10 protein-coding genes and 1 pseudogene are annotated in these 12,250 nt (G+C 70.9%); 5 read left to right on the forward strand and 6 right to left on the reverse strand.

Annotated elements, in window-relative coordinates; all coding sequences use genetic code 11:
• Window positions 1-105: 105 nt before the first annotated feature.
• Window positions 106-1,509, reverse strand: coding sequence for an MFS transporter (locus AB0M59_RS52945; protein ID WP_364631865.1), 1,404 nt, complete (start codon window positions 1,507-1,509; stop codon window positions 106-108).
• 105 nt (window positions 1,510-1,614) lie between these two features.
• Between AB0M59_RS52945 and AB0M59_RS52950 the strand changes: the two genes are divergently transcribed.
• Window positions 1,615-2,016: a helix-turn-helix domain-containing protein gene (locus AB0M59_RS52950; RefSeq protein WP_360482710.1), complete on the forward strand. Its 402-nt coding sequence runs from the start codon at window positions 1,615-1,617 to the stop codon at window positions 2,014-2,016.
• A gap of 99 nt (window positions 2,017-2,115) precedes the next feature.
• On the opposite strand, the gene AB0M59_RS52955 is transcribed toward AB0M59_RS52950, so the two are convergent.
• Window positions 2,116-3,486, reverse strand: a complete 1,371-nt coding sequence (locus tag AB0M59_RS52955) for a cation:dicarboxylase symporter family transporter (RefSeq protein WP_364631868.1) — start codon at window positions 3,484-3,486, stop codon at window positions 2,116-2,118.
• Between the two features lie 145 nt (window positions 3,487-3,631).
• Between AB0M59_RS52955 and AB0M59_RS52960 the strand changes: the two genes are divergently transcribed.
• From AB0M59_RS52960 to AB0M59_RS52970, 3 genes are all read left to right on the forward strand, one after another.
• A complete protein-coding gene (locus AB0M59_RS52960; RefSeq protein ID WP_364631887.1) occupies window positions 3,632-5,215 on the forward strand; it encodes a sensor histidine kinase in 1,584 nt (527 codons plus the stop codon).
• Window positions 5,212-5,880 (forward strand): response regulator, encoded by a 669-nt coding sequence (locus AB0M59_RS52965; RefSeq protein ID WP_086672309.1) that lies wholly within the window; start codon window positions 5,212-5,214, stop codon window positions 5,878-5,880. Before AB0M59_RS52960 ends, AB0M59_RS52965 begins: the two co-directional genes overlap by 4 nt.
• Window positions 5,881-5,948: 68 nt before the next feature.
• The gene (locus AB0M59_RS52970) at window positions 5,949-7,703 is read left to right on the forward strand and encodes a M64 family metallopeptidase (RefSeq protein WP_364631871.1); all 1,755 of its coding nucleotides are present in this window, start codon (window positions 5,949-5,951) and stop codon (window positions 7,701-7,703) included.
• On the opposite strand, the gene AB0M59_RS52975 is transcribed toward AB0M59_RS52970, so the two are convergent.
• Genes AB0M59_RS52975 through AB0M59_RS52990 form a run of 4 tightly spaced genes read right to left on the reverse strand, consistent with a single transcriptional unit; the run spans window position 7,704 to window position 12,142 of the window.
• Complete coding sequence (locus AB0M59_RS52975; RefSeq protein WP_364631874.1) at window positions 7,704-9,071, reverse strand: beta-N-acetylhexosaminidase; 1,368 nt, start codon at window positions 9,069-9,071, stop codon at window positions 7,704-7,706.
• Window position 9,072: 1 nt separating this feature from the next.
• Window positions 9,073-9,921, reverse strand: a complete 849-nt coding sequence (locus AB0M59_RS52980; protein ID WP_364631877.1) for a carbohydrate ABC transporter permease — start codon at window positions 9,919-9,921, stop codon at window positions 9,073-9,075.
• Entirely contained in the window at window positions 9,912-10,859 is a 948-nt protein-coding gene (locus AB0M59_RS52985) for a sugar ABC transporter permease (RefSeq protein WP_364631880.1), read from the reverse strand. The genes AB0M59_RS52980 and AB0M59_RS52985 overlap by 10 nt, the downstream gene beginning before the upstream one ends.
• Window positions 10,859-12,142, reverse strand: a complete 1,284-nt coding sequence (locus AB0M59_RS52990; RefSeq protein ID WP_364631883.1) for an extracellular solute-binding protein — start codon at window positions 12,140-12,142, stop codon at window positions 10,859-10,861. Before AB0M59_RS52990 ends, AB0M59_RS52985 begins: the two co-directional genes overlap by 1 nt.
• Before the next feature lie 21 nt (window positions 12,143-12,163).
• On the opposite strand from AB0M59_RS52990, the pseudogene AB0M59_RS52995 reads away from it, so the two are divergent.
• Window positions 12,164-12,250, forward strand: a pseudogene (locus AB0M59_RS52995) (PLP-dependent transferase); the annotation flags it as partial.

Genomic DNA, 12,250 nt, shown 5'->3' on the forward strand with positions numbered 1-12,250 from the left:
CCCACCCTGCCCTCGCCCCCCAAGGTGGCCTTCGGTGCGTTCAACGCACCGAAGGGCCCCTTGGGTGCGTTGAACGCAACCAAGGCCACATTGGGGCGCTCTGGCCTACCCGGCGACGCAGACCTCGGGCTCCGGGGCCACCGCGGTTCGGCGGGCCAGGACCAGGCCGCCCAGGGCCACCGCGGCGATCAGGAAGCCCGCGCTGACCCCGTACGCCAGCCGGAACCCCGACGCCAGCGCCTCGCGGTGGTCCACACCGGCCAAGCTCGCCGTTCGGGACGCCGCAACCGACGCCAGCACCGCCGTCCCCATCGCCGCACCGACCTGCTGGGTCGTGTTGATCAGGCCGGACGCCACGCCCGCGTCCGCCGGGGCGACGTCCGACATCGCCAGCCCCATCAGCGCCGGGATCGCCGCACCCGCGCCGAGGCCCATCAGCAGCAGCGGCGGCAGGACGCCGGTGAAGTAGCCGCCGGACACCTGCGTGAGGAGCAGCAGGCCGACGATCACCAGGCCGAGGCCGGACAGCAGCACCGTCCGCGGCCCGAACCGCGCCGCGAGCTTGTCCGCGAAACCCAGCGACGCCACCGCGATCACCACCGGCACCGGCAGGAACGCGACGCCGGTGCGCAGCGCGTCGAGACCCAGCACCTGCTGCAGGTACAACGCCGTGACGAACTGGAAGCCCAGCATCCCGGCGACCATCAGCACCATCACCACGTTCGCGCCGGCGACCGCGCGGATCCGGAACAGGCGCAGCGGCAGCAGCGGCGTGCGCGCCTTCGCCTGTCGCACCACGAACGCGGCGAGCAGCGCGGCGGCCGCGGCGAGCGCACCCCAGGCGTGGGACGAAATCCCGTACACGCCGAGCATCACCGCGGCGGTCACCAGCACCGCGCCGAGGACGTCCAGGCCGGCCCGCAGGCCCGGGCCGCGGTCGGCCTCGACCACGCGGACCGCCAGCACCAGCGCGACCACGCCGATCGGCAGGTTGACGTAGAACGTCCAGTGCCAGCTCAGCGCCTGCGTCAGCGCGCCGCCCGCGATGAGCCCGATCGACGCGCCCGCGGCCTGCGTGAAGCTGTACACGCCGATCGCGCGAGCGCGGGCCCGCGGCTCGGGGTACATCGTGACGATCATGCCGAGCACGACGGCCGACGCGAGAGCGCCGCCGACGCCCTGAGCGAACCGCGAGACGACGAGCACGCCCGCGTCCGAAGCCAGGCCCGCGATCAGGGAAGCGAAAGTGAACAGGCCGAGCCCGCCGAGGAAGACTCGGCGGCGGCCGAGCAGGTCGCCGAGCCGGCCGGAGATCAGGAGCAGGCCGCCGAAGGCGACCAGGTACGCCGTGACGACCCAGGCGAGACCGGCGGGCGTGAACCCGAGGTCGGCCTGGATGGCGGGCAATGCCACCGCGACGATGCTGCTGTCGAGCACGACCATCAGCGAGGCGGCGCACAGCACCGCCAAGGCGAGGCCGCGGGATCGGACAGGGTGGCTCTCGGTCATGACAGGCCCCTCCAGTCGAGCGTTCCCCCTGGTCGTTGCCAGGGCACTTCTTGTAACAGTGCCCATCATGTGTGACCATGGGTGCGCGCGTAAGGAGGCACTTTCATGTCCCAGGGGAACATCGGTGTACCTGTCCAGGTCACCGAGATCGACCCGGAGAAACTCGACGTCTGCACGGTGCTGGAGGTCATCAACCGGATCAGCGGCAAGTGGGCGATCGGCATCCTGCTGGAGGCCATCCGCGGCCCCGTGCGCTTCACCGAGCTGGAACGCGCGGTCAACGGGATCAGCCGCCGGATGCTGACCTTGACGCTGCGCAACCTCGAGCGCGACGGCCTGCTGGAGCGCACGATCTACCCGACGGTCCCGCCGCGCGTGGAGTACGAAGCCACGCCGATGGCGAAGGAGCTGTACCAGTCGCTGAGCGGCCTGCTCGGCTGGGCGGAACAGCACCGCGAAGACATCGCCGCCGCGCGCGTCGTCTACGACGGCCACGCCGCCTGCTGAAGCGGACATGGAAACGGGCCGCGGTGCGAAGTCGGGGAACTCGCACCGCGGCCCGCGCGGCTCGTGCTCAGCGGGGGCGTGAGCACGAACGTTTTCGGATTAGGACCTGGCGGGTTCCTTGACGGTGTCGTCCATGTCATCGGTCCCGGCCGCGTGGCTGTGTTCGTCGAGCATCGTGGCCTCGTCGAACGGTTCCTGGCCGGAGAAGACGCGCTCCGCCTTCTCGCGGTCGAACTCCTTCGTCCAGTTCCCGATCAGGACGGTCGCGACGGCGTTGCCCGCGAAGTTGGTCAGCGCGCGGGCCTCCGACATGAACCGGTCGATGCCGAGGATGAAGCCGACGCCGTTGACCAGTTCCGGCCGGTGCGACTGCAGGCCGCTGGCCAGGGTCGCGATGCCCGAGCCGCTGACGCCCGCCGCGCCCTTGGACGCGATGATCATGAAGGCCAGCAGGCCGATCTGCGAACCGATGGACAGCGGTTCGTCCTGCGCCGCGGCGATGAACAGCGTCGCCATGGTCAGGTAGATCGCGGTGCCGTCCAGGTTGAACGAGTACCCGGTCGGGACCGTGATGCCGACGACGGACTTGCTGACGCCGACGTGCTCCATCTTCGCGATCAGCCGCGGCAGCGCCGACTCCGACGACGACGTCGACAGGATCAGCAGGAACTCGCGGCCGAGGTAGCGCAGCAGGTTCCAGATGAAGACGCGGGCGCCGAGCCACAGCACGATCCCCAGCACCACGAACACGAACACCAGGCAGGTCGCGTAGAACCCGATCATGATGACGGCGAGGCTCTTCAACGCGGCCCAGCCGGTCGCGCCAACCACCGCGGCGATGGCGCCGAACGCGCCGATCGGGGCGGCCCACATGATCATCGCGAGGACGCGGAACACCAGACGCTGGATGTGCTCGATGCCGCGCAGGATCGGCGCGCCCTTCGGGCCCAGCTTCTGCAGCGCGAACCCGATCAGCAGCGCGACCAGCAGCGTCTGCAGGACCTCGCCTTCGGTGAAGGCGGAGACGAGTGTCTTGGGGATGATGCCGAGCAGGAAGTCGACCGGGCCTTCGGCGCCGCCGGCGGACTTCTGGACGCTCTTCACGTCTGCCGGGCTGAGGTGCAGGCCGGTACCCGGGTGCAGGATGTTGCCGACGACCAGGCCGATCGCCAGGGCGAAGGTCGACATGATGATGAAGTAGAACAACGCCATCAGACCGACTTTGCCGACCTTGGCCGCTTTCGCGACCGAGCCGACGCCGATGACGATGGTGCAGAAGATGATGGGCGTGATCATCATCTTGATCAGGTTGACGAAGCCGTCGCCGAGGGGCTTGAGGCCCTTGGCGAAGCCCGGGAAGAGGAAGCCCACCAGGATCCCGAGCGCGACCGCGACGATCACGGCCAGGTACAGGTAGTGGGTCTTGTCCCGCTTGCGCGGGGTCTCCTCGGTGGTCGGTGGGGTCGGCACCGTTGCCTCCAGCTCAGGGGTGTTCCAGGTTGCGGCACACTGTAGGCGCACTCGGGTGACCCGGCTCACTTGTGTTCATTGAGTTCGCGCGGTGAACGCACCGTCCCGTTCGGACACCCGGCCCCCGGTGTGCTGGTATGAGGAGGTGTCCCCGACGTCGTCCCGCTGGAGCCTGGCGCGCCAGCTGCTCGTGCTGCAGCTGGTGGTGCTCTGCGTGCTCGCCGGCGCCGGGATCACGTTCGCCTACCTCGACGCGTCGCGGGCGGTGGACGAGAACGCGCGTGACCAGGTCCGCGCGATCGCCTTGGCGGTGGCGGACGCGCCGACCGTCGCCGCCGCGGCGGCGACCGCGAACCCGAGCGCCACGCTGCAGCCGTTCGCGTTGCGGGTGCAGGCCCACACCCACGTCGACTTCATCACGATCATGAGCCCGGCCGGGATCCGCTACACCCACCCGAACCCGGCGCTGATCGGCCAGCACTACATCGGGACGATCGAGCAGGCGCAGCACGGGCAGGACTACACCGAGACCTACACCGGCTCGCTCGGCCCGTCGGTGCGCACGGTCGTGCCGGTGTTCGACGCCGGTCACCGCGTGGTCGCGCTGGTGGCCGTCGGGATCACCGTCCTGGCGATCTCGGCCGAGCTGCGCGAACGGCTCTGGCCGCTGTTCGGCGTCGCCGGCGCGGTGCTGCTGGTCGGGGCGCTGGGCGGCTGGCTGATCAGCGCCCGGCTGCGCCGCCAGACCCGCGGGGTCGCACCGGACGAGCTGAGCAACCTCTTCGAGTACCACGAAGCCGTGCTGCACTCGGTCCGCGAAGGGGTGCTGCTCGTCGGCCGCGACGGGCGCATCGGCCTGTGCAACGACGGCGCGCGCGCCCTCCTCGGCCTCGACGCCGACCCGGTCGGGCGCGAGCTGGCGTCGCTGGGCCTGCCGGACGAGCTGGCGGAAGCGTTCGCGTCGGCGGAGAACCGCGCCGAGGAGCTGCACCTGACCGATGCCCGCGTGCTCCTGGTCAGCACGACCGCGGTCCGCATGGGCGGCCGCTCGCAGGGCACGGTCGTGGTCCTGCGCGACCACACGGAACTGCAGGCGCTGACCGGCGAGCTGACCACCGCCCGCGGTCTCGCGGAGGCGCTGCGGTCGCAGGCGCACGAGGCGGCGAACCGGCTGCACACCGTCGTTTCCCTGGTGGAGATCGGCCGGCCGGAGCAGGCTGTGGAGTTCGCGACGGCCGAGCTCGCGCTCGCCCAGGAGCTGACCGACCGCGTCGTCGGCGCCGTCGCCGAGCCGGTGCTCGCCGCGCTGCTGCTGGGCAAGGCCGCCGAGGCGAGCGAACGCGGGGTCGAGCTGACGATCACGCCGGACACGGTGATCGACGACGTTTCGCTCGGCGTCGCGGCCCGCGACCTGGTGACCATCCTCGGCAACCTGATCGACAACGGCATCGACGCGGCCGCGCGCGGCACCGGCAAGCCCGCGGTGGTCGTCACCGCCCGCACCGGCCCGGCGGAACTGCTGCTGCGCGTCGCCGACACCGGCCCCGGCGTCCCCGAGGACGCCGACGTCTTCCGCCGCGGCTGGTCGACGAAGGCCGGCGACGGCCACGGGCTCGGCCTGGCGCTGGTCGGGCAGGCGGTGCGCCGCTACGGCGGCACGGTCGAGGTGGGGCACGACGGGGGCGCGGTGTTCACCGTGCGCCTGCCGCGGCAGGAGGTGGCCCGGTGATCCGGGTGCTGGTCGTGGAGGACGAGCCGGTGGCCGCCGAGGCGCACCGGGTCTACGTCGAGCGGCTGCCCGGGTTTTCGGTGGCCGGCGTCGTCCATTCCGGCGGCGACGCGCTGCGGTTCTGCGAACGCGAGCCGGTCGACCTGGTGCTGCTGGACTTTTACCTGCCGGACACGCACGGCCTGGCGGTGTGCCGCTCGCTGCGCGCGGCCGGCCTGCCGATCGACGTCATCGCGGTGACGTCGGCGCGCGACCTCGGCCTGGTGAAGGCGGCGGTGTCGGTGGGGGTGGTGCAGTACCTGCTGAAGCCGTTCACGTTCGCCACCCTGCGCGAAAAGCTGGAGCGTTACACGGAGTTCCGCGACGCGTCGGGCGAAGTGACCGGCCAGGCCGAGATCGACCGGGCGCTGGGGGCGCTGCGCACGACGGAGCAGCCTCCGTTGCCGAAGGGGATGAGCGTTCAGACCCTGGAGGCGATCACGGATGCGCTGTCGGGCGCCGCGGAAGGGCTTTCGGCGGGCGCGGCGGCTTCGGCGATCGGCGCGTCCCGCGTGACGGCGCGGCGGTACCTGGAGTACCTGGCGGACAACGGGATGGCGCATCGGGAGCCGCATTACGGCCAGGTCGGGCGGCCCGAAGTCTGGTACCGGCTCACTCGCGTATAACGGCCTATACCGTGCGGCTCCGACTTCCGGCGGTTCCGGTGGCCAAAGCACTGCGGTAGACCGGGACCATGTCGAAATGGGCCGGGTTCGCCGCCGCCGTTGTCCTGAGTTTCGGGCTCGTCTCGCCGGCGCAGGCCGCCGAGCCCGCCGCGAGTGTCACCGACGTCCAAGTCAGCGGCCCGGCCGCGCAGCGGTTCAACCTCGTCGTCCTCGGAGACGGCTACACCGCCGCCGAACAGCCGAAGTTCTTCGCCGACGTCCAGCGGCACGTCAGCACCCTGTGGTCGCTCGAGCCGTTCAAGTCCTACCGCAGCTACTTCAACGTCTACGCCGTGTCGATCGCCTCGCCCGAGTCCGGTGTGGACTGTGACCCCTCGCTCGACGCGCCGAGCCGGAACACCCCGCTGAACATGGGCTTCTGGGGCGGCTGCAACGCCGCGAGCGTCCAGCGCCTGCTGACCGTCGACGACGACGCGGCCCAGCGCTACGCCGACCTCGTGCCCGGCACGACTCGCGCCAACCGGCAGATCCTCGCGCTCGCCAACAGCGGCACCTACGGCGGCGCGGGCGGCACCTACGCGACGGCGTCCGGCGGGAACGCGCTGTCCGCCCTGATCTCGCCGCACGAGCTGGGCCATTCGCTCGGCGGCCTCGACGACGAGTACGACTACTACGCCCGCAACGTCCCGGGCGGAGCCTACGAAGGCGGCGAGCCCGATTCGATCCACCACACCCTGCTGACGACGCGGCAGATGCGCGACCAGCACGCGAAGTGGTGGCGCTGGCTGGGCGAGCCCAGCGAGTCCGGCGGGACGATCGGCCGTTTCGAAGGCGGGCTCTACACGCAGACCGGTGTCTGGCGGCCGAGCGAGCACTCGATGATGAAGACACTCGGCTACGCCTTCGACCAGGTCGGCCGGGAGCGGATGACGCAGCGGATTTCCGCGAAGGTGCCGCTGCTGGCCGGCGGCACCCCGGCCGGCACGATCGGCGCCGACCGCGTCGTGTGGGTGCGGGCGATGCACCCGGTGAGCCACCGCCTCGACCTCACCTGGACCCTCGACGGCCGTCCACTGCGCGGCTCCGACGCGGTCGACCTGCGCCAGGCGCACGTGAAGCCGGGCAAGCACACGCTGATGGCGAAGGTGACCGACCCGACGCCGTTCGTGCGCGACCCGGCCGTCCGCCCGACGGCGACCCGCACGTGGACCGTCGACACCTCGGTGACGACTCCGCCCGCCGGCGGTCCGGCGGTGGTGGCATCGACCCCGACCGCCGCACCGGTGGGCGGGCACGACGTCGTCTACGTCGAGACGGGCGAGCCGACGGGCTCGATCCCGCCGGTCCGCTGGGCCCTCGACGGGAAACCGGCCGGCACCGGCCCTGACTTCACCCTCGACGAGTCCCGCGGGACGCACCGCCTGACCGCGACCACCGGCGGCACGACGCTGACCTGGACGGTGGACGCGGCGGCCCCGACGACGAACGCCGAGCTGCCGCCCGCCAAGGACAACGTCTTCCACGGCTCGTTCACGATGAAGCTGACGGCGTCCGACGGGATGCCGGAGTTCCGCGTGGACGGCGACGGCTGGCACAAGTACTACGGCTGGCCGACGGACCCGAACGCGCCGTACTTGTTCACACCGAGCGGCACCGAGATCGACGGCTTGGCGTACGGCAACCTCGGTTCGGGCGGTCTGACGGTGTCGCCGTTCGCGACGCGCACGCCGGGCTACGGCCGGCACCGGATCGAGTACCGCTCGATCGACGCGGCTGGCAACGTCGGCCCGGTGCGGTCGGTTGCGGTGACGCTGCTGCCGTGATCAGCGTGGCCGGCCCGACACACCCGGCCGGGTCTGCCACGGGTGCGGCCCGTCCAGCGGCCGGTACTCGACGCCGAGCGCGTCCAGCCGCGGCAGGTGGTGGTCCCGCAACCGCGGCAGGAACTCGGCGTAGTCCCGCGTCCCGCTGCTCCACGCCACCTCGGCGAACGCCGACAACCGCGGGAACGCCATGTAGTCCACCCGCCGCACGCTGTCCAGGTGCTCGCTCCACACCTGCGCCTGCACCCCGCGCAGCCGCGGCCCGGTCAGCGCCGGCTCGTACGCGTACACGTCCTCGAGCGTGTGCACCATCCCGACCGGGATCGGCTCGTCCGGCTCCGCAGACTGCCGGTGGTCCAGGTAGACGTGCTGCTCCGGGCACATCACCACGTCGTGGCCATCCGAAGCGGCGCGGACGCCGGCCTCTTCGTTCTGCCACGAGCCGATCACCATCGGGGGCAGGCCGGGGATGTCGAGGACCTCGTCCCAGCCCATCGGCGTCCGGCCGCGGGACACCAGGTGCTCGGCCAGCAGCCGGACGAACTCGCGGTGCTCGTCGGTCGCGCCCGGGGTCTCGTCGCCGCCCAGGGCGATCACCGGGGACGGGAAGATCTCCAGCAGGTGGTCGAACACCGTCCGGAAGAAGTCCAAAGTGGACGGAGACGGCGACAGCAGCGAAGTGCTGATGCCCCAGCCGGTCCAGACCTCGTACGAATCGAGAGTCCCCAGCGACGGGTAGGCCGCCAGCGCCGCCCGGGCGTGCCCGGGGATGTCGATCTCCGGCACCACGGTGATCGCGCGCGCCGCCGCGTAAGCGACGATCTCCCGCAGGTCGTCGCCGGTGTAGAAGCCGCCGTGCGGACGACCGTCCTGCGCACCTCCGCTGCCCGCCATCGACGACGGCCGCCAGCCGCCCACCGACGTCAGCCGCGGGAACGAAGGGACCTCGAAGCGCCAGCCCTGGTCGTCGGTCAGGTGCAGGTTGAGCACGTTCAACTTGTGCGCGGCCAGCAGGTCGACGAACCGCAGCACCTCCGCCTTGGTCCGGAAGTGCCGGGCGACGTCGAGCAGGCACCCGCGCCAGCCGAACCGGGGGTGGTCCTCGACGACCCCGCACGGCACCGACGACGGCGAGAACCCGGCGACGCGGAACGCCGAAGGCCCCGCGAGCTGCCGCAACGTCTGCCGTCCGTAGAACTCGCCGGCGGCGTCACCACAGAACAGCACGACCCCGGACGGCGAAATCTCCAGCCGATAGCCCTCGGCCGGCAGGGAAGCCGACCGGACATCCACAGTGGACGGCCACGGGCACGAACCCGCAAGAGGCGTCACCGAAACCGGGCGGGGGAGCAAGGTGTCGAAAGACATGTCAGCCCTTCACGGCGCCGGCCATCCCGGACACCAGCCGTCGTTGCACGAGGATGAAGAACACCAGGACCGGGATCGTCATCAGCGTCGACGAAGCCATGACCGCGCCCCAGTCGGTGTCCTCCGGCTTGAAGAACACCAGGATCGCCTGCGGCAGCGTCTGGTTCTCGGTCTTGGAGATGATGAACGTCTTGGCGAAGAGGAAGTCGTTCCAGGCGTGGATGAACGCGAGCACACTCACCGCGACCAGCCCGGGCGCCACCAGCGGGAACAGGATCTGCCAGGTGAACCGCATCCGCGACGCGCCGTCGAGCTTCGCGGCTTCTTCCAGCTCCACCGGCACCGCGGCGACGAACCCGCGCAGCATCCAGATCGCGAACGGCAGGCTGAACGCCAGGTGCACCAGCACCAGCGAGCCCAGTTCGTTCAGCCCGAACGCCGGCGCGACGCCGCCGATCTGGCGCATCAGGAAGAACAGCGGGATGGTCAGCGCCTCCACCGGCACCATCTGGGCGACCAGGGTCATCACCAACAGCACGGTCCGGCCCTTGAACGAGAACCGCGTCAGGGCCACCGCCGAGAGGAACGACAACAACAGCGAGAGCACCACGACGACCAGCGCCACCACCAGGCTGTTCACGAAGAACCGCCCGAAGCCGGACACCGTGAGCACGCGCGAGAAGCTGTCGAAGGACGGGCTGAACGTCCACGGCTTCGGGTTCGCCGACTGGATCTCGCCCGGCGGCTTGAACGCCGACAGCAGCATCCAGTACAGCGGGAACGCGACGATCCCGGCGATCACGACCGTGATGACCTCGGCGATCAAGCGCCCAGGACGCTTCACAGCCATGCCGCGCTCCGGCGCTGCGACCGGACGTACAGCCCGGTGACCGACAGCAGCAACAGCGTCATGACGACTCCGATCGCCGAGCCGAGGCCGTACTCCTGCCCGGCGAAAGCCTGTTGGTACGCATAGACGTTGAGGACCAGGTTGCGGCCGGCGACGCCGCCGCCGTTGGTCATCACGTAGATCTGGGTGAACACCTTGAAGTCCCAGATGATCGACTGGACGGTCGCGATCATCAGCAGCGGCCGCACCATCGGCAGCACGATCGACCGGCTCGTCCGCCACACCGACGCGCCGTCGAGCGACGCGGCTTCGAGCACCTCGTCGGGAACGCCCTTGACGCCGGCATACATCGTGACCAGCACGAACGGGAACGAGCACCAGATCACCTCGGCGGCGACCAGCCCGAACGCGCCGAGCGTGCCGAAGGTCCACGAGTGGTGCTCGAACGGCAGCCCGATTCCCGAGAGCACCTCGTTGACCAGGCCGAAGTCGGTGTCGAAGAGGAACAGCCAGACGTAGGAGCCGGCGATCGCAGGCGTCGACCACGCGCCGAGCGCGGCGAGGAACAGCACTGTCCGGGGGAGCGAGCGCACCCGCGAAGCCAGCACCGCGAGCCCGGTGCCGACGACGAGCGAACCGGCGACGCAGGCCGCGGCGAACCCGACGGTGTTGCCGAGCACGGTCCAGAACTGGACCTGGGACAGCAGGTCGGTGTAGTTCGCGAAGCCGAGGAACACCAGCGGCGCGTTGCCCGCGGCCTGCGGCTGGCCGTAGTCGTAGAACGAGATCAGGACCAGCTGGTAGATCGGGTAGGCCAGCATCGCCGCGAGCAGGATGCCCGCCGGGGCGAGGTAGAGCGCGGCGGCCCGGCCGTCCCCCTTCCGCCTCGGCCTCCGGGTGGGGGCCGTGACGGAAGGGGCGTCCTGGACGGTCACCACTACCCGAAGGCCTTGTCCATCGCCGCGGCGGCGTCGGTCAGCGCCGCCGCCGGGTCCTTGCCGCCGGTCGCGATCTGCTGGACGGCCGTCGGCAGCACGTTCTGGCTGTCGATCTTCGACCACGCCGGCGTCGCCGGGACGAACTTCGTGCCCGCGGTGAGGGTGTCGACGAACGGCTTGAGGAACGGGTCGTTCGCCGCGAGCTTCTTCTGCACGGTGCTCAGCGTCGGCAGGTTCCCCATCGCCGTGTACATCTTCTCCTGGTACTTCGCGCCGCCGAGCAGCTCGACGAACTCCAGTGCCAGGCCACGGTGCTTGCTCGCGTTGAAGACACCCAGGAGGTTGCCGCCGGCGAACGCGGGGGCGACGCTGCCCGCGGCCGTGCCCGGGATCGGGACGACGGCGTACTTGCCCTTCACCGCGCCCTGCTCGACGGCCTTGCGGTTGAAGTCGCCGCCGATGGTCATCCCGGCCTTGCCGCCGGCGAACGCCGTGACGCTCTGCGTGCCGGTCAGGTTCGCGCACTGCGCGGGCGGGCAGATGTCGTCCTTGAGCAGGTTGGCGTACTGCGTCACGCCGGCCTTGGCCTGCTCACCGGTGACCGTGGACGTCCACTTGCCGCCGCTCTCCTGCGCCAGCTCGCCGCCGTTGGCCCAGAGGAACGGGAGCATCGCGTAGGTGTACTTGCCGCCGACGGAGATGCCGTAGAGGTCCGGCTTGGCGGCGCGGATCTTGCGGGCGTCCTCGGTCAGCTCCGAGAGCGTCGCCGGCGGCTTGAGGCCGAGCTCGGTGAAGACGTCGGTGCGGTAGTACAAGGCGCGGATGCCGGTGTACCAGGGCAGGCCGTAGGTCTTGCCGCCGGACTTCGCGGTGTCCAGCACGGTCGGGATGAGGTCCTTGCCCTCGCCCCACGACGCGAGATCGCCGGTCAGGTCGGCGAGCGCGCCGGTGGCGGCGTAGCTGGAGACGTCGGTGTTGCCGAACTCGGCGACGTCCGGCGCGTTGGCCGAGTCGTTGAAGGCGCCGGAGAACTTGTCGGCGCGGCCTTCGACCGGCACCCACTGGACGTCGACCTCGACGCCCTGGTGCGCCGCCTTGAATTCGGTGATGGCGTCCTTGACCGCGGCCTCCTTCGGCGCGCGGTTGGCCTCGTCGAACAGCCAGACGCGGACGGTGCCGGTCTTCTCGTCCCCGCCCGAGCCGGCGGGCGCGGACTGGGTGGGCGCGCAGCCGGCCAGCAGGGCCAGCCCGGCGACGACGGGCAGGGTGCGGCGCAGTCTCATGGGGATCCTCCAGTGGGGTGGGCCCGGGCGGTCGCCGAGTACCTCGAAGCGGACCCCCGGGTGGCCTGGGTGTCCTATGCCGGGCTGCCCTCCCACCCGCACCACGAC

This window comes from Amycolatopsis sp. NPDC051371, assembly GCF_040682155.1.
GTDB lineage: Bacteria > Actinomycetota > Actinomycetes > Mycobacteriales > Pseudonocardiaceae > Amycolatopsis.